The organism is Thermococcus sp., from assembly GCF_027066465.1.
GTDB lineage: Archaea > Methanobacteriota_B > Thermococci > Thermococcales > Thermococcaceae > Thermococcus.
This window is the reverse complement of sequence record NZ_JAMONU010000005.1, coordinates 1-19,399: the sequence shown is the minus strand read 5'-3', so window position 1 is coordinate 19,399 and position 19,399 is coordinate 1. Positions and strand designations below refer to the sequence as shown.

20 protein-coding genes, 1 tRNA gene and 1 pseudogene are annotated in these 19,399 nt (G+C 49.1%); 10 read left to right on the top strand and 12 right to left on the bottom strand.

Features of this window, described 5'->3' with window-relative positions:
* Positions 1-1,241 (bottom strand): annotated as a pseudogene (locus tag MVK46_RS00285) (hypothetical protein); the annotation flags it as partial.
* Positions 1,242-1,351: 110 nt separating this feature from the next.
* Positions 1,352-1,867, bottom strand: a complete 516-nt coding sequence (locus MVK46_RS00280) for a CDP-2,3-bis-(O-geranylgeranyl)-sn-glycerol synthase (RefSeq protein ID WP_297534374.1) — start codon at positions 1,865-1,867, stop codon at positions 1,352-1,354.
* Between the two features lie 72 nt (positions 1,868-1,939).
* Between MVK46_RS00280 and MVK46_RS00275 the strand changes: the two genes are divergently transcribed.
* Genes MVK46_RS00275 through MVK46_RS00255 form a run of 5 tightly spaced genes read left to right on the top strand, consistent with a single transcriptional unit; the run spans position 1,940 to position 6,460 of the window.
* A complete protein-coding gene (locus MVK46_RS00275) occupies positions 1,940-2,863 on the top strand; it encodes an LEA type 2 family protein (RefSeq protein ID WP_297534372.1) in 924 nt (307 codons plus the stop codon).
* 40 nt (positions 2,864-2,903) lie between these two features.
* On the top strand, positions 2,904-3,422 hold the full coding sequence (locus MVK46_RS00270) for a DUF3201 domain-containing protein (protein WP_297534371.1): 519 nt from the start codon (positions 2,904-2,906) through the stop codon (positions 3,420-3,422).
* Complete coding sequence (locus tag MVK46_RS00265; protein ID WP_297534370.1) at positions 3,391-4,560, top strand: RsmB/NOP family class I SAM-dependent RNA methyltransferase; 1,170 nt, start codon at positions 3,391-3,393, stop codon at positions 4,558-4,560. The genes MVK46_RS00270 and MVK46_RS00265 overlap by 32 nt, the downstream gene beginning before the upstream one ends.
* A 3-nt stretch (positions 4,561-4,563) precedes the next feature.
* Positions 4,564-5,613 (top strand): lysylphosphatidylglycerol synthase transmembrane domain-containing protein, encoded by a 1,050-nt coding sequence (locus MVK46_RS00260; protein WP_297534369.1) that lies wholly within the window; start codon positions 4,564-4,566, stop codon positions 5,611-5,613.
* A gap of 10 nt (positions 5,614-5,623) precedes the next feature.
* Entirely contained in the window at positions 5,624-6,460 is an 837-nt protein-coding gene (locus MVK46_RS00255; protein ID WP_297534368.1) for an NAD(+) kinase, read from the top strand.
* On the opposite strand, the gene MVK46_RS00250 is transcribed toward MVK46_RS00255, so the two are convergent.
* The 4 genes from MVK46_RS00250 to MVK46_RS00235 all read right to left on the bottom strand — a co-directional run bounded on the left by MVK46_RS00250 (position 6,444) and on the right by MVK46_RS00235 (position 10,791).
* Positions 6,444-7,235, bottom strand: coding sequence for a DUF835 domain-containing protein (locus tag MVK46_RS00250; RefSeq protein WP_297534367.1), 792 nt, complete (start codon positions 7,233-7,235; stop codon positions 6,444-6,446). The genes MVK46_RS00255 and MVK46_RS00250 overlap by 17 nt on opposite strands.
* Positions 7,226-8,203, bottom strand: coding sequence for a bifunctional N(6)-L-threonylcarbamoyladenine synthase/serine/threonine protein kinase (locus tag MVK46_RS00245; protein ID WP_297534366.1), 978 nt, complete (start codon positions 8,201-8,203; stop codon positions 7,226-7,228). Before MVK46_RS00245 ends, MVK46_RS00250 begins: the two co-directional genes overlap by 10 nt.
* 88 nt (positions 8,204-8,291) lie before the next feature.
* Positions 8,292-9,617, bottom strand: a complete 1,326-nt coding sequence (locus MVK46_RS00240; RefSeq protein ID WP_297534364.1) for a CoA-binding protein — start codon at positions 9,615-9,617, stop codon at positions 8,292-8,294.
* A complete protein-coding gene (locus MVK46_RS00235) occupies positions 9,607-10,791 on the bottom strand; it encodes a hypothetical protein (RefSeq protein ID WP_297534363.1) in 1,185 nt (394 codons plus the stop codon). Before MVK46_RS00235 ends, MVK46_RS00240 begins: the two co-directional genes overlap by 11 nt.
* 70 nt (positions 10,792-10,861) lie before the next feature.
* Between MVK46_RS00235 and coaD the strand changes: the two genes are divergently transcribed.
* The 4 genes from coaD (at position 10,862) to MVK46_RS00215 (ending at position 13,730) form a co-directional block, all read left to right on the top strand.
* Complete coding sequence (gene coaD / locus MVK46_RS00230) at positions 10,862-11,341, top strand: phosphopantetheine adenylyltransferase (protein ID WP_297534362.1); 480 nt, start codon at positions 10,862-10,864, stop codon at positions 11,339-11,341.
* 32 nt (positions 11,342-11,373) lie between these two features.
* Positions 11,374-12,054, top strand: coding sequence for a triose-phosphate isomerase (tpiA, locus tag MVK46_RS00225; protein WP_297534361.1), 681 nt, complete (start codon positions 11,374-11,376; stop codon positions 12,052-12,054).
* A 61-nt stretch (positions 12,055-12,115) separates the two neighbouring features.
* Positions 12,116-12,191, top strand: a tRNA-Gln gene (locus MVK46_RS00220).
* 420 nt (positions 12,192-12,611) lie between these two features.
* Positions 12,612-13,730, top strand: a complete 1,119-nt coding sequence (locus MVK46_RS00215; RefSeq protein WP_297534360.1) for a hypothetical protein — start codon at positions 12,612-12,614, stop codon at positions 13,728-13,730.
* A gap of 20 nt (positions 13,731-13,750) precedes the next feature.
* On the opposite strand, the gene MVK46_RS00210 is transcribed toward MVK46_RS00215, so the two are convergent.
* The 5 genes from MVK46_RS00210 to MVK46_RS00190 all read right to left on the bottom strand — a co-directional run bounded on the left by MVK46_RS00210 (position 13,751) and on the right by MVK46_RS00190 (position 18,121).
* Entirely contained in the window at positions 13,751-14,080 is a 330-nt protein-coding gene (locus MVK46_RS00210) for a hypothetical protein (RefSeq protein ID WP_297534359.1), read from the bottom strand.
* 368 nt (positions 14,081-14,448) lie between these two features.
* Positions 14,449-14,937 (bottom strand): hypothetical protein, encoded by a 489-nt coding sequence (locus tag MVK46_RS00205; RefSeq protein WP_297534357.1) that lies wholly within the window; start codon positions 14,935-14,937, stop codon positions 14,449-14,451.
* Between the two features lie 197 nt (positions 14,938-15,134).
* Complete coding sequence (locus MVK46_RS00200) at positions 15,135-16,094, bottom strand: hypothetical protein (RefSeq protein WP_297534356.1); 960 nt, start codon at positions 16,092-16,094, stop codon at positions 15,135-15,137.
* Between the two features lie 102 nt (positions 16,095-16,196).
* Positions 16,197-16,637: a hypothetical protein gene (locus MVK46_RS00195; protein ID WP_297534355.1), complete on the bottom strand. Its 441-nt coding sequence runs from the start codon at positions 16,635-16,637 to the stop codon at positions 16,197-16,199.
* 191 nt (positions 16,638-16,828) lie between these two features.
* Positions 16,829-18,121, bottom strand: a complete 1,293-nt coding sequence (locus tag MVK46_RS00190; protein ID WP_297534354.1) for a site-specific integrase — start codon at positions 18,119-18,121, stop codon at positions 16,829-16,831.
* A 214-nt stretch (positions 18,122-18,335) separates the two neighbouring features.
* Between MVK46_RS00190 and MVK46_RS00185 the strand changes: the two genes are divergently transcribed.
* Positions 18,336-18,767 carry an EVE domain-containing protein gene (locus MVK46_RS00185; RefSeq protein ID WP_297534353.1) on the top strand — a complete coding sequence of 144 codons (432 nt, stop codon included), beginning with the start codon at positions 18,336-18,338 and terminating at the stop codon, positions 18,765-18,767.
* On the opposite strand, the gene MVK46_RS00180 is transcribed toward MVK46_RS00185, so the two are convergent.
* The gene (locus MVK46_RS00180; RefSeq protein ID WP_297534352.1) at positions 18,764-19,210 is read right to left on the bottom strand and encodes a DUF365 domain-containing protein; all 447 of its coding nucleotides are present in this window, start codon (positions 19,208-19,210) and stop codon (positions 18,764-18,766) included. The genes MVK46_RS00185 and MVK46_RS00180 overlap by 4 nt on opposite strands.
* Between the last annotated feature and the right edge of the window lie 189 nt (positions 19,211-19,399).

The window sequence follows — 19,399 nt, the reverse complement described above, 5'->3', positions numbered from 1 at the left end:
ACATAACCATCCGAGCGTAGGCTCTTTATTAGGGTTATCTGAACGCCGTCGATGTAGCCGTAGTTGGAGTCAACGTCAAGGGCAGGGTTTTTGGTAGATAAGCTTTCCGGGGTTTCAGCGGCGGGAGAGCTTGACGAGAGGAGACATTTCCCGCCGGAGCACGGAATCGGCAGGGGTGAGGGATTTGGCGGGTTCGGGGAAGGATTTGGATTAACGTTTATTGATGACACGTAGGCTACAAGCTCGTCCTTAAGCTTCGCAACCTTCTGGTTGAGCATGGCCTTAAGCTCTGGATTATTGTTTCCGAGCTTCATCGCCTCAAGAAGGACGTAGATTTCCCTCATGGTTCTGTAGGAGCTTAGGGCCCCGGGCCAGTAATAGGTGTCAGCACTGCTTGATGTTCCAGACTGAACCGACGTCTGAAGTCCGGAGAGAACGCGAGGTCTCTTTATATAGACCCTCCTTATGATGCCCCCACCCCTAACTTTTGTCGAGTCAGAAACTACTTTTTCAGTTTCGTTTACAAGCGTTGAAAGCTGGAGGAGCATGCCATTGACGTTTCCGTTGAGGTAGCTCCCGTAAAACTTCGACCATGCATCCTGAAGGTCGGGAACAATCTGGCGCTTCTGATTTTTGTACCCATCCGTCGGAATTGAACTCAAGGCGAACCAGTTCATTTTCTCAAACGCCCAGGCTTCATAGCTGGCGTACTTGAACCCGACCAGAACAAAGGCCTTGGAAAAGTTCACGAGAAAGCTCTCCATATCGAAACCGGAGGTAATGCTGTTGGCGTTTCTGGCTATGTACTCCTCGAGGGCCTTAATTTCTTCATCTGTCCAGCCCTGGGATTTAAGCTCCCTAACTGTCTCGTTTGGAAGGCCGTGCTCCGAGATGTTCCTTGCCATCTCCCTGAGCTCCTCGGCAGTGTAGTGAAGCTTAACGCCGGATTCCTTAAGTTCCTGAAGGGCAATCCACACCTGAGCGGAGATGTTGGCCGCGTTGAGTTCTCCCATGCGCGAATTGGAGATAAGCTCAGTTCCAATGGTTTTGTTCGGTGAGAGTGCTTTGAGACTCTCGTTAAACTCATAGATGAGATAAGCCTCCCGATTCAGAATTCTCCAGAACTCATCGTAGGTTTCGGTGTTCGAGGTGCTTCCAAACACGGGGGTGAAAGATAAAGCCCCGTAGAATGTTGCACCCAGAATCACGAGCACGAGTACTGCTCCTCCAAACCCTTTCATGATGCCACCTCGAAGAACAGCGGAGAGGAACTAATAAAAACTTTTTTGAATAGTTTTTGATTACTTGTCTATTTAATAAACATGTATTCATCATTATGCTAAGGAATAAACTACCAGGGAACGTTCTTCCAACCCATCCTGTAAGCGAAGTAGTTGGCCCCCCAGTGGACGAATGGTGAAACCACCAGCAGGAAGATAATCTGACCGCTGGAGAGTGTTTTAACTGGATAGGCGAAGGCCAGGGCGCTTATCAGGAAGCCGAGCTGGTCGAGGCCTATTGCCGGTGCACCGCGAGGAAGGTTTGCCCTCCTCTTAAAAAAGCTCCCAACGAGGTCCCCAAAAAGGGCACCGAAGGAGAGCAGAAAGGCCAGCTTAACTGCGGTGGAGAAACTTCCATAGAAACAGGGGGTTATAAAGTACTGAACGGCCCCAACGAGCGTCCCTATGGCGACGCCACCGATGAAGCCCCTCCAGGTTTTTCCATCCCCAAGAATCCTTCTCCCGTCCCTCCAAGTTCGTCCACCGTCTATTGGTCTGCCACCACCCACAAGAACTGGGGAGGCGTTGGCAACGTAGGCCGGTAAAATGTACCAGAAAGCCCAGAAAATCGATGAGAGCCAGCCCATCTCACCACCAGAGAAATAACGGCGGGAACCCTTTATAAGGATAAGGGAGAACATTAGGATAAGGTGGTTCGCATGGGGCTCGTGAGGAGAATCATTGGATTGTTCTTTTTAATCCTGCTCATCTGGGGAGGATACGTGGCCTACGCAATCCTCAGCTCACCGCCTCAGCTCAAAGCCAGCTGGGGAAAAGTCAACGACACCGTTACCGAGATTGTAATCAGCGGGAAGCTGAACAGACCGCTCCTGGTTCCCTTTGACGTCAGAGAAGTTGCGGTCAACTTCACTGGGGTGGAGGTTGCCAAGGTTCTGGAGTTCAACTACAGCCCGACAAAACCAAACTTCACGGTTGTCGTAGGGATAAACAACTACAGGCTCGTCGATGCGTTCGTCAACTACATGAACAACGGTCAGAGGGGAACCGCGCTCATATACTTCAGGGGAGACCTCTTCAAGGTAATCCCGATTAAGTTCAACATCAAGCAGACCATACAGGAGGACATCCTCGACCAGATGAACTTTACCGTTGACAGCAAACCGCTCCTCGGCGGACTGGTCAGCACGCCGGCCATCGTTGGGACGAAGTTCGTATGGAACGGGACGGAAAAGGACTACGGAGTTATAACGGCCTACATGAGGTTCTACAACCCGAACAGCATTCCACTGCCGATTGGAAACGTCAGCTTCGACATATACGTTAACGGCATCAAGCTCGGCCGCGGGTACACCGAGAAGACGATTATAATACCGGCCAAGGGCTACGCCACACTGCCGGTGGAAACGCTCATAGACCTTAAGGCTGTTCCAAGGGTCTGGGCGCTGCACGTCAGGAACGGTGAGAGGAGCAACGTCAAGGTGGATGTATACCTGACGGTGGGAGTGAGCGGCAGGACTGTGAACGTCAGACTGCTCAGCCAGAACGTCGTCGTTAAAACCAGCATCATGGAGCAGATTAACCAGGCACTCCAGCAGGCCGTAAAGGAGCTACCGGGCGGGTGAACTTTTAAACCCCTCCCCTTTTCTCCCTACGGTGAGGATGATGATGGTCAAGGAGATTCACGAGTTTTTAAATAAGATGTGGGACGACATCTTCACGCTCAACGAAGAACTCAAGGCCGAACTTCCGGAGAAGGGCTTCAAGGTGGAAGATGTAGAGGAGGTCTTCGGGGCCTACATATTCCTCGACGGCGAGTGGGTCAGAATGGACTACCCGCACCCTGCCTTTGAAATAAAGCCCCAGATTGAGGTCGGGGCGACGCCCGAGAGCTACTACTTCGTCGTTGCCGTTCCAAAGGAGAGGATAAGCGAGGGGTTTTTGAGCCTGTTCCTCGAGTTATTTCCGAGGAGCTTCATCTACGGGAGCGAGAACTTCCTGAGCGATGTCTACAACTGGAGGCGCGACGGAAGGGTCTCGCCGAGGGAGGTCCTTGAGAGGATTGAGGAGAGTGATGAGAAGGTCTTCCAGTTCGAGGCGAACTTCGGAAGTGTAGAAGCGCTCAAAAAAGGCCTTGAGAGGCTGATTGACGTTGGAAGGGAATGGGAAATCTTCGACCTTTGAGGCCTTTCCGGCGGAGCTTCAAGAGTACTACCGGAAGCTCTTTGGCAAAGAGGCGGAGGAGATAATGGCATCGCTCAGAACGCCGGTCGAAAAGTACTACATTCGAGTGAACACCCTCAAGACGAGCAGGGACAAGCTGATGCGAATCCTCAGGCGGGAGGGACTGAAGCCGAAGAGGAGCCCCTACCTCAAGGAGGGCATCTACTTCGAGAGGGAAGGCCCCAACTTTCCAGACGACTACGAGCCCGGGCTGAAGGTCGTCAGGGCCAACAAGTTCGCGAGCGAGAGCGTCTACCAGGGGGCGAACCTCTACGCTCCCGGCGTCCTTCAGGCGGACAGGAGCATAAAGCCCGGCGACGAGGTCGAGATTAGGGACCCGAGGGGACTTCTCGTCGGGATTGGAATAGCTAAGATGAGCGCCAAGGAGATGATAGTTTCGACGAGGGGTTTGGCCGTTGAGGTTACAACTCCCAAGTTCAAACTTCCCAGTTTGAGCGAGCTGGAGAGCTTTAAGGAGGGCCTCTTCTACGCCCAGAGCTTGCCGTCCATGGTGGTCGCCCACGTCCTCGAGCCGAGCGAGGAAGAATTAATAATCGACATGGCGGCCGCTCCCGGCGGAAAGACGAGCCACATAGCGCAACTCCTCCAGAACAGGGGTGAAATCATCGCGATTGACAAGTCGAGGAACAGGCTGAGGAAGATGGAGGAGGAACTGAAAAGGCTCGGCGTCAAGAACGTGAGGCTTGTAAGAATGGACGCGAGGAAACTGCCCGAACTTGGACTTCAGGCCGACAAGATACTTTTGGATGCTCCGTGCACGGCTTTGGGAATAAGGCCGAAGCTCTGGGAGAGCAGAACTCCAAAGGATATAATCGCAACCGCTCGCTACCAGAGGGCCTTCATCTGGGCCGCAATAAAGTCCCTCCGCCCGGGTGGAGTTCTGGTTTACTCGACCTGCACGCTGAGCTACGAGGAGAACGAGGCAAACGTCAAGTTCATGCTGGAGAAGGGCTTAAAGCTGGAGGAGCAGGCTATCTTCATCGGCTCCGAGGGACTGGGAATTGAGAAAGTCCAGCGCTTCTATCCCCACAGGCACTTAACTCAGGGCTTCTTCATAGCAAGGCTCAGGAAGGTGTGAGCGATGGACTGGAAAAAAATCGGTCTGATGGGATTCGGTCTCTTCATGATTGCGCTTCTCCTCTGGTGGGCCGGAATAGAAGAGGTCGTAAGGATACTCGGCAGAACGAGGTGGTACTACCTTCTTCTTGCGGCTGTTATGGAAATCCTCGGATTGCTGGCGTGGGGAATGCGATGGCGCGTTCTGATAGAGAGCCTCAACATGAAGGCCCCCTTCGGCAAGATACTGAGGGCCCTCCTCGCGGGGATATTCGTCAACAACGTTACGCCGGGAGCGAGGGGTGGGGGAGAACCGGTGAGGATGTACTTCCTTGCAAAGGAGATAGAGCGGCCCTACGGTCGGGTCTTTGCCACGGTCATGATGGACAGAATCCTTGACACCGTGCCAATAGTTATTATGCTTGCGTTCTCAACGGTTTACGTTTACAGCCTCGGCTCACTGTCCCTAACGCTGATCCTGATTGGCCTCGACGTCGTTTTCGCCGTCATCACGGGAATAGCTGTGGGCATACTCCTGAGCGAAAAGAAAACCAAAGGACTGCTCTACTGGATTTACAGACTCTTTGAGAGGTTCATGCCAAAAAAGGCCGAAAAATACAGGGACAAGTTCGTTAAGGCCGTTGAGGTGGACGTGCCGAGGTTTCAGAGCGACTTCCGATTTTTAATGGGGCACAAAAAGACGTTTCTGCTCGCCCTCATCTACTCCTCGGCCTCCTGGTTCTTTACGGTTCTGAGGACTTACTGCGTGTTTGGGGCCATAGAGTATCCGGTTAAGGTAATAGACGTTATGGTCGTCCAGATGGTAGGCATAGTCGTCGGAATGCTTAGCGTCATTCCGGGGGGAACCGGGCTTATTGAGGCCGTGAACTCAGCCGTTTACGTTCTGTTGGGGATAAACAAGGAGGTAGCGGTAACCGCAACGCTCCTCGACAGGCTGATTTCATACTGGATTCCAACCGGGGTTGGGGCGGTCGTAACGACGCACTTTGGCGTGAGGCTGAGGGCCAAGAAAAGTTTAATTGAAGATGATAACGAAAAAAGGGAGAAGCCATAGGGTGAGCGGCATGAAGTTCGGCGTCGTCGCGAGACGGGACAGGACAGAGGCCCTCAAGCTCGCGTATCGAGTCTACGACTTCCTCAAGGTCAGCGGGTACGAGGTTGTAGTCGACGAGGATACCTACAGGCACCTCCGGGAGTTCGACGAGGAGGACGTTCTCCCGCTGGAGGAGTTCGACGTTGACTTCATAGTGGTCATCGGCGGCGACGGAACGATACTGAGGGTGGAGCACAAGACGAGGAAGGAGATACCCATACTGGGTGTCAACATGGGGACCCTGGGCTTCCTGACCGAGGTTGAGCCTCACGAAACCTTCTTCGCCCTGAGCAAGCTAATCGAGGGGGACTACTACATAGACGAAAGGATAAAGCTGAGAACTTTCTTAGACGGCGAAAACAGCGTCCCCGATGCTCTCAACGAGGTTGCGATTCTGACGGGCATACCCGGAAAGATAATCCACCTCAGGTACTACGTTGACGGTGGTCTCGCCGACGAGATACGGGCCGACGGGCTGATTGTATCAACCCCAACCGGCTCAACGGGCTACGCCATGAGCGCCGGAGGACCTTTCGTTGACCCGAGGCTGAACGTCGTTGTGATAGCACCGCTGGCCCCGATAGCCCTAAGCTCACGGCCCATGATAATACCAGCTGAAAGCGTGGTTGACGTCAGAAACGTGGCCACGACAAGGGAAATAGTCCTCGCGATTGACGGCCAGTTCTACACTTACCTCCCCCCCGAAACGGAGATTCACATCGAGAAGTCACCAAGAAAGGCCAAGTTCGTAAGGTTCACCCGGGAGATATACCCGAAGTACACAATGAAAATCAAGAAGAAGTTTTAGGTTTGAGTAGTCTTTTTAAATCCTTAATCGGTTCGAACTCCCTCGTGAGAAGGTTGATTTCCCTCTCGCCCAGGGCACCCTCCGAGACGTTCACGAGAAGGGCGCTCCCGGTGTTGAGGGCGTAGTCCTTCAGCGTCGTTAGAAACTTGAAGACCGAGACGAAGTCGTTGTAGAGTATCAGAACCTCGATGCAGTCTATGAGAACCAGCCTGCCTCCGCCCTTGAAGAACTTCACCGCGGTGTCTATTATGACGTGCAACCTCGTGGGGCTGACGCCCTCCTCGCTCGCCTGAGTAATCCAGAGGGTCTGAACGTTCTTGATTCCCCTGAAGGCCCACGGGGTTCTCGTCACTGCCAGAACGGGGACGTTTATCGAGGCCAGGAACTTGAGAAGGGACTCCCTGTCGCCAAAGTACAGGAAGCCTCCGGGAACTATTCCGCCGTTGGGTTCCACGTTCGAAGGAACTATTAGAAGCCTCCCCTCGATGCTCCCGATGTAGTTCACAAGACCGTAGATTACTCCGACTATGGAGATGAAATACAGAACAACCTCAAGCTTGGGTAGAATCGAAGGCGCTCCCGAGAAATCGTCCGCTATGTCCATTGCCCTGCCCACGGTCGCTATGAGGAGGGAGAACGCCGTTATCATTATGAACCTGTGGAACGGGTCGGAGTAGCGCGAGACCCTAGTGAGGGCGTAGATTGCGGCGTAGCCGAGAACTAGGAAGAGAACGACGTCCGCTATGAACTCCCACACGGGAACTATCAGTCCCATACCACCTCGACCTCGTCGGTTCTGAACTTCTGCTTGACAACGGTTTCATCGAGCGAGAACCTGATTCCAGCCTTGAACATCCTCAGGCCGGTGTAGGCTATCATCGCCCCGTTGTCCCGGCAGAGGTCGTAGGGAGGGACGAAGAACTCAACGCCCCGGTCCTCGGCCATGATTTTGAGCATCTCGCGGAGGCGGTTGTTGGCGGCAACTCCACCGACGAGAACGACCTCGTCCTTTCCGGTGTGGGCAACGGCCCTCTCGGTGACCTCAACGAGGGCAGAGAAAGCCGTCTCCTGGAAGGAGTATGCCAAATCCTCGACGCGGTATTTGCCGGTGCGGTACTTCCTCACCGCCTCGGTCAGAACCCCGGAGAAGCTCAAGTCCATTCCCTTGACCGCGTAGGGAAGCTCGATGTAGGTTTTCCCTTTAAGCGCAAGCTTCTCAATCTTCGGACCGCCTGGAAAGCCGATGCCAAGTTCTCTCGCGAAGGTGTCTATCGCGTTGCCTATCCCAATGTCGAGGGTCTCGCCGAAGACGCGGTAGCGACCGCCTTCCAAAGCCAAAACCTGGGTGTTTCCGCCGCTCACGTATAAACCAACGGGGTCCCTAACGCCGAACATCTTGGTTATCTCGACGTGGGCTATGCAGTGGTTCACTCCAACGATTGGCTTGCCGTACCTTATCGCCAGAGCCCTCGCCGCGGTAGCCACGACCCTCAGAGCCGGCCCGAGGCCGGGCCCCTGGGAGAAGGCTATGACGTCAACCTCCTCCATCGTTATTCCGGCCGTTTGAAGTGCCTTCCGGAGAAGGGGCTTGAGAAGGCGCGCGTGATGTTCAGCGGCCTCCTTCGGGTGGATTCCGCCCTTTTCGGTTGTGAGCGTGTCGAATACGTTGGCGAGGACTTTATTCTCGGTTACGATGCCTACCCCCAGGGTGTGCGCGGTTCCCTCTATACCGAGAGCTATCATGACGGTCAAAGATGAAAGGGTGAGATATAAAAGGCTACCGGCCCCCTTGGGGGGGGACGATAAATTTTACTACTCTACGTTTAAAATTTTACTGACGAAGCGAGAGCCAGCGCAAGGCCCTCGCCGCCCTTTCCGGCGTCGGGAAGTTCTTGATTCCGTTCTCCTCCAAGAGCTTCACACCACCGCGAACCAGCTCGCCGGCCATGAAGTTTACAATGACGGGCTTGTCGCACTTCGCTTCGATTACGGCTTTGGCTATCTCCTCGCTCGGAATGAAAATCGGCGGGACGCAGATTACCAGGAGGACATCGACGTTCTCGTCCCCACAAACGGTCTCAATCGTCCTTCTGTAGCGCTCGTAGTCGGCATCCGCTATCAGGTCAATCGGGTTTCTGATGGAGCACTGGGGCGGAAGGAAGGAGCGGAGCTTCTCAATGGTCTCATCACTTAATTTGGCTATCTCAAGGCCGAGCTTTTCCAGTTTGTCTGTAGCCAGAACGCCCGGTCCACCAGAGTTAGTGATTACGGCAACGCGCGTCCCGGCTTTAGGATACATCTCGAAGACCTTTGCGGCGTCAAAGAGTTCTTCCATCTCCTCAACCTCTATCGCCCCGGCCTGCTTGAAAGCGGCGCGGTAGATTTCGTAGGAACCCGCGAGCGAGCCAGTATGGCTTGCCGCCGCCTTAGCACCGCTCTCGCTCTTTCCGGCCTTGAGGACTATGACCGGCTTCCTCTCGCTCGCGTAGCGGAGAGCTTTGAGGAAGCGCCTTCCGTCCTTAACTCCCTCGATGTAGAGAGCTATCGCCTTGGTGTTCTCATCGTCCGCAAAATACTCCAAAAAGTCGCTCTCGCTTAAATCGGCGGCGTTTCCGTAGGAGACAAAGGCAGAAAATCCTATTCCCTCGTCGTTGCCCATAGCTAAAGCTGCACCGCCGAAGGCACCGCTCTGACTGATTAAGGCCAGCCCGCCGGGTTTAACTCTAACTTCAAAGGAGCCGAAGAACTTGCCATGAACGCCGAAAATTCCGGCGCAGTTGGGGCCTATAACGCGAACGCCGTGTTTCTTAGCCTTTTCAAGGAGCTCGCGCTCAAGCTCCTCGTTCCCGACCTCCGAGAAGCCTGCCGATATGACTACGGCGCCCCTAATGAGCGGGCCGATTTCATCGAGTAGAGAGGGAACGAACTTGGCGGGAATCGCTATTATAGCTGTGTCAACCGGCTCCTCGAGCTTCTCACGGATTTGGAAGACCCTTCCGGCGACCTCGACGGTTCCGCCCTTTGGATTGACCGGAACTATTTTTCCCTTAAAGCCGCCTTCGACGATGTTCCTGAGGATTTCGTGGGCTATCGCGCCTTTCCTGAAGGAGCCGAAGACGGCAACGCTCCCAGGATAGAAAAAGAAGTCAAGGCCCATCCTCCTCACCCTCCAACGGGTTTTCACCCTCACCCTCGGAAGGCTCGGAAGGTTCCCCTTCACCCATCGTCTCGGACCGGCCCTTGGAACGCCTCCTCCAGAGGAAGAACCCAAGAACGGCGAGACCTCCAACGGCTATTCCTACGTAGGGCAGGTAGTCGGTCTTCTTCTCTTTGAACGTCATGACGAGCGTTCCGTCCGGCCCAATCTGATACGTGCCGCCCTTAACCTCTATCCTGTTGAAGCTCCCGGGTAGCTTAACGAGGACAATCCAAATCTTTTCTGTTCTCGTCTCCTTGTAGGCAACCTTGGGGCTTACAACGCCTATTACCTCAACCCCGTTTTTAATCCTCTTCGCGGAGATGCTGAGGACTTTCATCCTGCTTCTGAAGGCGTCGAGGAGCAGGTCTATAACGGGCTGGGTTGCGTTCATGCCGACGAAGGTTGCGTTGAACTGAACGTAGCCCTGGTCTGGGTCAAAAGCGAGGGATATGCTTTTCTTGGTGGTGTTTATGAAGATGTCGAAGAGGTACACGGGGTTGTAAACCTGAATTATTGGAAGGTAATCCCCGTTCTCCCATATGGCGACGTTCCCGCTCATGTCGCTGGGCTTGGGGGCGAGGGAGTATATTTCGTATCCCTGGGGAAGTATCAGCGTCAGCCTCTCCCAGTAGAAGCCGTAGACCTTTCCGTTGAAGACGAACTCATAGGGGCCGTAGAAAGGACATGTAAGGTAGTGACCCTGGGGAACGAAGAAGGGAACCAGGGAAAAGCTGACCACCGCAGACCAGTTCTGAAGAACCCTAACCGGCCCGGCAGGGGGAACGTACACGACGGCCGTCAGGTTGGTGCCTTTGAGCTTGCTGTTGAAGTCGTTTTTGAGGTTGTCGTAGATGAGGTTGTAAACGAAGTTGTGGAACTCCCTCTCGGCCCTGGTTTTGTTCTCCTTTGCAAGCTCGTTGAAATAGCCCCTGTAAACGGGGTTTACCAGCTTTACGTAAACGTTAAAGGCTCCCGCCCACGTCAGCGAACCGTTAATCTGGGTCTGATAAACCCTCACGACCATGTTTATCTCAAAGACGTCCTGTGGTTGCAGAGCCTGAGCCTTAACCGGGGTTACCGCGATTGTGAACATGACCATGAGAGCCAAAAGAAGTGAGACCACCTTCCTCATGCCTTCACACCCCTCGTGGGTTGAAGCGGGCAATAAAAAAGCTTATTGGTTCTCAAGCCTAATCAGGGGTATGAAAAAATTCAGGAAGGTAGTGGTCGGCGGAACCTTCGACAGGTTACACCTCGGCCACAAGGCCCTGCTGAGGAAGGCCTTTGAGGTCGGGAAGGTGGTTTACGTTGGTCTAACATCGGACGAGATGATTAGGGACAAGCCCTACGCCGAGAAGATACTCCCCTACGAGCTCCGCTTAAGGGATTTGCTCAAGTTCTTCGACGTAAACAATTACAGAAACTACCGGGTCATCAAAATCCACAACGCGATAGGCTTCGCCTGCTGTCTGAAGAGCCTTGAGGCCATAGTGGTCAGCGAGGAGACCTACAAGGGCGCCCTGATAGTAAACAAGGCCAGAGAAGAGCGCGGACTTAAACCTCTCGAGATAGTCGTGATTCCAATAATAAAAAGCTCCCTCGGGCCGAAGATAAGCTCCTCGCTGATAAGGGCCGGTTTGATAGACCCCTTCGGAAGGCCTCTGAAAACGAAAGACGTTTAAGGTAAAAAGACTTAACACCAACGGTGATACCTATGGGAAAGCTGAAGGAGCCGATTATAGCGATTAACTTCAAGACCTACATAGAGGCGACCGGGAAGAGGGCGCTGGAGATAGCGAAGGCCGCGGAGAAGGTCTACAAGGAGACCGGGATAACCATAGTCGTTGCGCCTCAGCTCGCGGACCTGAGGATGATAGCGGAGAGCGTTGAGATTCCGGTTTTTGCCCAGCACATCGACCCGATTAAACCCGGAAGCCACACCGGCCACGTCCTCCCCGAGGCTGTGAAGGAGGCCGGAGCCGTTGGAACGCTCCTCAACCACTCCGAGAACAGGATGATTCTGGCAGACCTCGAAGCGGCCATAAGGCGTGCAGAGGAAGTTGGCCTTATGACGATGGTCTGTTCTAACAACCCGGCCGTTTCTGCGGCGGTGGCAGCTTTAGGCCCGGACTACGTTGCAGTCGAGCCACCGGAGCTCATAGGGACGGGAATCCCAGTCAGCAAGGCCAAGCCGGAAGTCATAACCAACACCGTCGAGCTGGTCAAGAAGGTCAACCCGGATGTTAAGATTCTCACCGGGGCCGGGATATCAACGGGCGAGGACGTGAAGAAGGCTCTGGAGCTTGGAAGCGTTGGAGTCCTCCTCGCGAGTGGTGTTACCAAGGCGAAAGACCCCGAGAAGGCGATAAGGGACCTTGTGTCGCTGATTCTCTGAGCCTTTCTAACTTTTGCAGGACTTAAGATTTATAAGCCCGGACTCGGCTTTTCTATCGGGCAGCCCCGTGGTGTAGCGGCCAAGCATGCGGGACTTTGGATCCCGCGACCCGGGTTCGAATCCCGGCGGGGCTACCATACAACCCCGCAATTTCTCTAAACACCGCGCCCATAGCCCTGCTGAACAATTCCATAAAGAATTCAAGGTTTTCTGGCAAATACTGTCCGTTGGGCTCTTCTCCATAGTGGGTCGCGGGACCATCATATTGTCCCATGACCCACCCGTCATGTTCGAAGTTCAAACTATTTTTCCGCATCTTCATGGCCGCCACCATGTGGAGTTTTCGACCTGTAACTATGTCTATTGGCTTTAATAAGGCTTTTTGTGGCTTTAATTTAGACCTAAGAACAGTTTGATAAAAAGTTCGAATTTCTAGTGGGTCACAAGACACGTTATCTTTTTACCATTATCTCAATTCGAGCTGAAATTCAAAAAGCCAATCCGGCTAAAAACAAAGTGTTAAGAACTGTTGAAGAAATACCAACGGAGTGGTCTCTATGATATCCAGCCTGACGAATATCATACTACAATCCCTTGAAATACTCTCACCGGAAAACAAAAAGAAGCTGATCTCTGCTCTAACAATATTTCAAATCATGACTCTCTACATTTTAACATTCCAGATTTATTACCCATGGTTTTCAAGCATATTAGCAATGATAGCTTTTCTAAGCTTTCTTTATTGTGCAACCAAAAAGCAAACTGATATCTCGCTCAATGTGAACTTTTTTGAGTTTTTAATTGATGTTCTCGAAGAATTTGAACATGATTTTGGAATAGATATCCTAGCAAAAAAAGACGAGATGGTCAAACGTTTAGCTGAAAGCGCACTAGATTTAGTTCATCAAGGACACATTAATGCAAAAAAGATAATCTATGTTCCAATTGTAAAAGCATTCCAGTACTATCCATTCTTCTTTTTAGTGGCAGTCCTGTCAGACTATTATCTTGGAGATATGGTCTCAAATCTAGACTGGCACACTCTAATTGTGATGTATGTTACCATCTCTATTGTCCTACTATTACTACGGGTAAGGTTGCACACACTTGTATCACTCTCTATGGATAAATACGGACCAGTGATAGGGTCTATTGTATTCATAGTGTTGGCTTTTTTGTTAGCAATATTCCCTCAAATAGGTATTGAAAACTTGTTATCACTACCTGAGCCCCGGTATTTAGATTACATAATCCGATATCGTGCTCACTTAAGTTCCCAACTTAACAACGAAACCAAAAAATTTTTTGAAGAGCTAATTTCTAACCCATATTTCATTATCTATCACTGGAGCAGTCATACAATTGTAAATCGAGTCAAGAAGACCAAAGAATGCATACTTAAAGATTTTACAGAACGACTAGATATGATTATGAAGTGTGCTGAATTAACAACTGTAGATATTTACCGGAATATTTACATTATTGGAAATCAAAAATCGGGGGATGCATCTATTGTGATATTCAGGATCATTCCAAAAACCCGTGTGAGCTCCTACGATAAACTGGGAAATCCCAAAAGGCAAATTGTTGAATACTACCTTTTAATAAGCGAAGTAGCCATCGGAAAAAGCCTCATTGCAGACATTATTTCAAAGATCTCCAAGGAAAGCCCATAAAATAAATAAAAAGAAAAATTTCAGTCATTTAACAGGCAATCTGCAGTGAAGAATGTCTTAACTGCAACTACCAAGGATGCATTGTTGTAGTACACTTTAACTCCCGTAGTAGGAGACTCATCCAGCACCGCTCCTAATAATCCAGCCTCACTGACTTTTCCTCTTCTGAGGAGCTCGATTTCAACAAGCCGGATGATAGACTGCCTTGCATAAACGTCTAATACCTCCTCCAAGCCCCGTCTTCTTAGGAGCCTTCTCAGCTCTGTATTATTGCAGGTTTTTATGCACAGCTGCTTGGTCGGAATGCGATACTCAAAGCAGGTGAAGTACTCAACACACGTTCCATTCATGGGTATTCCCCCCAGATTTTGATAAACCTGCTCAACATTGAATTTAGCTGAAAAAGAGAACTCTGAGGATAGGACAGGATTTAAACGTTACACCTAGTTCATGGCTGAATTGCCCCCATAAGACTTTGGCATTTCCCCATAATCTAAAAACAGGATTTGTGCCAGTCTTTTGAATTCACGTTTCCCTGCACGGCAAAAGAATAGATCAAAATTTCTCTTTTGAACCGATTATTTATTTATGTAAATATTATTTCTCCAGCGAGTAAATAGCCACTAAGTGAGAATCCAAGCAGGCAAGAATCCATTGAAACTCGAAAAGTGAGAGCAACTATCAAAAGAAGTAAAAAATAAATAAAGAAATAACAAACTTAAGCATCTTCGAGTTTTTTGACAATCCATCCCATTGCACTCGTGCTGGGATTTTTGATAATTTTTAACTCCAACTCCCTGCTGATAAGTTCTTTGTCCCCAGCATTTACAAAATAGTCCTCTACAAACCTCTTAACGAGATGCTGGAGCCGTTCCCCGGGTGGGGCATTAAATAATCTCATCACAAGCTCGAATACTTTTAACTCACCATACTTATCCAAGATTCTGTGAGAATCCTCTTTAAGTCTCAAAATCTCACGAAGCTCGGGAGTATCGTTTTCATTTTCACACCGTGCTCTTATTCGTTCAATTTCTAATTCTAACTCTCGAATCCTTTTTTCACATTCCACTACACGCCTTTTGAGCTGAGAATTTTCCCCGGCAACCCGTAGTGGGTAATCCTCATTGACTGCAGATAGCACTAGGTTCTCTATGATATGGTTGACAGGCATTCCATACTTCGCCGCCATTTCCCTTAGAAGGGCCATGACCTTCCTGTCCAGATTTAATGTAGTGGTCTCTGTATCGCGGACTTTTGGCCGTCCAGGACCTCGTCTTGGGATTTTAACTGTTTGGGAGGCCACTAAAAATCCCCCAGTTATGCCCTAATTCAATATCAAAATTAAACATAGCTATGTCTCTGGTTCCATTCAATGTTAAGAAATTTCGCAAAAAACAACAAAATTTACGTGTACGACCTCTCTAGGAGGTTTAAGGCTTTCTCAAATTTCCTTCTCAAACAGCTCCCAAGCCTCCATTTGTTCCTCTCAAGATAATCAGCAATCTGCTCACGTGATAAAGCTTCAACAAGTATGAACTCGTCAATTTCAGTCCTCACGTACTCCCAGAGTTTTGTGTACCCAACTCTATTTGTTAGACCTAGAAAGATTTCATTAAGTTTCTCCAATCGCTCTTCTCTGTTCTGAGAAGCAAACCAAATCCTAGCCAGTGTTACTTTAAATTCATGTTCAATTTCAAGGCTTTTTAAATAAGAAACTGAATCTTGATTAGTTACCTCGAGATAGGCCCTGAAAACATCTATTCTTCTTGCCCGTTTTTTCTTTGAAACTTTTCTGGACTTTTTATGAAGGGGCCTCTCTGGTTTAAGTACCTCTTCTATGGCCTTCCGGACAGCCGGAATTAGTTTCCGTTTCCTTTTTTGGTAGACCTCCAGAATTTCCTCTCTTGACAAGAAATTGAGGTCAATAGTTCTTTGAATATCCTCTGGTCTTGTTCTCTTCAGGAGTGCCCAGAAAGCGTACTTTGTTCGAGGAACAGGACTTTTACACCAGTTTAGCATTTCTTTAATGGAATACTGGCCGCGAACTAGCCTTAGAACGTCCTCCAAAGTGTCAATATCCAAATGCTTTCTTCTTTTACAGAAGTAAAGATAAAACTCACGGAGGTCTCTCAGGAGATTCTCCACCACTTCTTCCCATTTTAGCCTCGTATCGAGGTAGTATCTAAGAACTATGGGTATCAGCTCTCTTTCTGCATTTTCAATATCATTCCCGGTTAACTCTCCTAGTTTCTTACCTGTACGGTACATCGCATAGTACTCTGCCAATGAAGGCTTTTTAGTCCTTATTTTATTTAGACGTCTTTTCATATGGTATCCCGAAATTAGCTGCAGGATACGAACCACTATGAATCCCTCGCCAAACGTTTGAGTAGAATAGAAATTAACTTCAGCTATGAGAGGGGTATGATGCGGGCTTCCAAGCTTGAAAAAAGAAAAAATAGAAAATCACGACTCAAAGCCATCTTTGTCATCTTTTTGCTGTTCTTGATTCCTGTTCATGGCAACAACATTGATCTCAATACTTTGAGGGTCAATAAGGCGAATAAGCTGTTGTTTTAATGCTTCTACTCCATCTTCAAAGCTAGTTCTAGGTTTAGTGCCATAAACTACCCCATTCAGATATTCCAGCACATGGGACTTCAACACTTCCTCTGCAGCCCTTTCAATTAACTCCCTAAGCTCAACTGTGACATGAGAGCTTCCAAGGAGTAGTCCCTTGATTTCCATGTACGCCTCAGCCCTCCCCAGATAATAAGCCAACTCAACTTCATTTCTGCATTTTTCGCTCAGGTTTGTTGCAGTAAGTCCCTCAATCGCATAGTTACGGGCGTTCTTTTTGGCATTCTTAATTCTAAGCTCTAAAACTGCCAAAATACTCTTATCCATGAACTATCCACCATCAGAATTCTTTTCATTTCCAAATTCAATATTGCGAATTAACTGAAATTTCAACGGGAATTTTAGGTAAAAACTCAGGGTTTAATATTCGAGTATTGAATTTCCAGCTGTGAAACAGTATTTGTGAAATTTTCTTCTCTTTCCTTTTTAGCCCTAATGAGTGAAAATAAATAAAGAAATCAGTTCAAAAGAGCTGTGTAAACCATCGCTGGAGTAATAGTTTGAGTCCTAATCGCTGTTACTTGGTGAGACGTGGCAGTTTTTGTACCCATATCAACCATACTAATCTGCTTAGGCAGCATTGCAGATTTTGACACAACTTTTTCTTCTACTAAGCCTACCAGCCTCTTCTGTTCCTGCGTCAACACGCTCAAATCATAATAGAGCTCCTTGTAATATTTCCAAGTCTCTTTTTCGGTTATTTTAGCGTAGTTTGTCCTGTGAACGTCGTTCAGTGGTCTATGACCTGTGATTTTCCTGGCTGCCGTCAGTACTCTCTCATTCAACAGGTTACACCTTTCAGCCTGCCGTTCCCACTCCTGTATGAACAACTTTCTAAAGTATTTCAACTCAAATCTGTGAAGCCCATCACTGATGATAAAGTTCAGGTTTGCTCCCAAATCCTCCAAGTCTCTGCTCTTTTTGATTATCTTATGCAAAAAGGTGTCCTTCAAGCTCTTCTTTCCAGGTTGCATGAACAGATAACCCTGCTGTCTCTTAATTTCCTTTGAATTTATTTTTATGTAGTATTTAAGCACGTACTCAGCTTCCTTAGTCATGAAGACTATCCTCTCCCCAGAGCCTATTTTCAATAACTTGCCTTCTTTAGTGTTACTTGCGGGGATTCTAATACTGTGTGCTTCAAAGTCAATGTCATGCACTTTAATCTGCACTACTTCGCTAACTCTCCTGCCAGTACTGAACAGGAGTATTGCAAACGCTAGTGACTTCACGTATTGCTTCTTCTTCAATCTCATCATTTTAAACAGTACTTCTAGCCTTCTAAAGAACTCTCTAGCGTCTTCAAGCGTAAGACTTGGAGTATTACCCTCTTGCTCAATTCTTCTTGCAGTATTTGCTCTCCTAAGAGGCTCTCTCAATACGTCCACAAATACTTCTGAAACTCCCAATCTTCTCAGCACAATGATAACTACCTGCAATCTTTTTGTGAGCGATGAGTTTGAATACCCCGCTTTAATGAGAGCTTTTACGTATTCTACCAACACTTCTCGCGAAATTACATACTCCTCTTTTGTAGAGGGAGCTTTTATTCTACTTCCAGATTCGAGCCTTCCTATCTTCACAAACTTCATAAACTGCCAAACATACCTTTCAAACTCTTTCATGTATGCTTCCGAGACGTCGTGGGTTGAAGCGTAGTCGGCGAGCAATTCTTCGATGTCATCACTTGAGACAAGATACTGTAGCTCCTCCGGTTGGTATTCGAGTTTGATTACACCCGCCCTACGCATACATGGCTCCCACCATCCTTTAATTCGTCATTCCGACTTTTAAACATACCTATTGCCAAAATAATGTCAAGAAAACACTCAGATTTTCGACCGGTAAGTTTAAATAGTTTTAATCTCAAACTTACGCTTTTAAGTAGTGTCAAAGAAGTTGAAATAGTACCCAGGAAGAAAACCTTTATTGAGACATTCAACTAGATTATTGCGGTGACTCACAATGAGATACTGGCTCTGTATCACCAACCGCGACAACTGGGAGGTTGTCAAGAAGAAGAAAGTATGGGGCGTGGTGAAGAGACACAAGAACACAATTGCTAAGGTTAAGCCGGGAGACAAGCTCGTCTTCTACGTCAAGCAGGAGAGGAAGAACAAAGAGGTTCTCGAACCCAAGATCGTCGGCATCTTCGAAGTCGTTAGCGAGCCTTACACGGACTCATCAAGGATATTCAAGAGCCCTCCGCACCTTAACGAGATTTACCCATTGAGGGTAAAGGTTAAGCCCGTAAAGCTCGGCGAGCTCGATTTTAAGCCACTCATTCCAAAACTCAAGTTCATAAAGAACAAAAAGAAGTGGAGCGGTCATTTGATGGGCAAAGCAATGAGGGAAATTCCAGAGGAGGACTACAAGCTGATTGAGAGCCTGCTTTAAAGCCCGCTCTTCCGCAAAATTTCCCTGTATTCCTTCTCTTTAATGTATCTTCCCGAGACAGTGACGAACCTCGGAGGTTTAACGGGTTTTGGGTACTTTCTGATGTTCTTCAGCCTGAGCACCATCCACGACCTCGGCCTCCTTCCGCGGGAGTGCCACTTCTGGCGTTCGCGCTCGTACTCCCTAAGTTCCTTTGGAGTAAGAAAAAGCTCTTTCTCGTACTTTCTAGTGATTTCCTCGATACTATTGAAGAACTCAACGCTTTCAACCTCAGCCTCCCCAAGCCAGGCCTGACCCTCTCTGGAGGCGTAAAAGACGACCTTCATGCTCGGCTTTACCCTCAGTGTTGAAGGCTTGACGAAGACTGTCTTGCCCCCATCAAGTATCCTGTCAAGGAACCACTTTGGGACGGGAAAGGTCACCCCTACAACACTTTCCTCCATCTTGCTCACCAATCCAATCGTTGTAGTTTAAAGGTTAAATAATGTTCGGAAAATCAAAACCCTAACTTCCTTTCTCCGTAGGAACAAAGAGAAGTCCCGCGACTATGTGAGGTTTAACCCCCTCCATCCTGCGCTTTTTAATTTCCTCTTTGACAGCCTTGCGACGTGGTGCTATGCCAAACCGTTCAA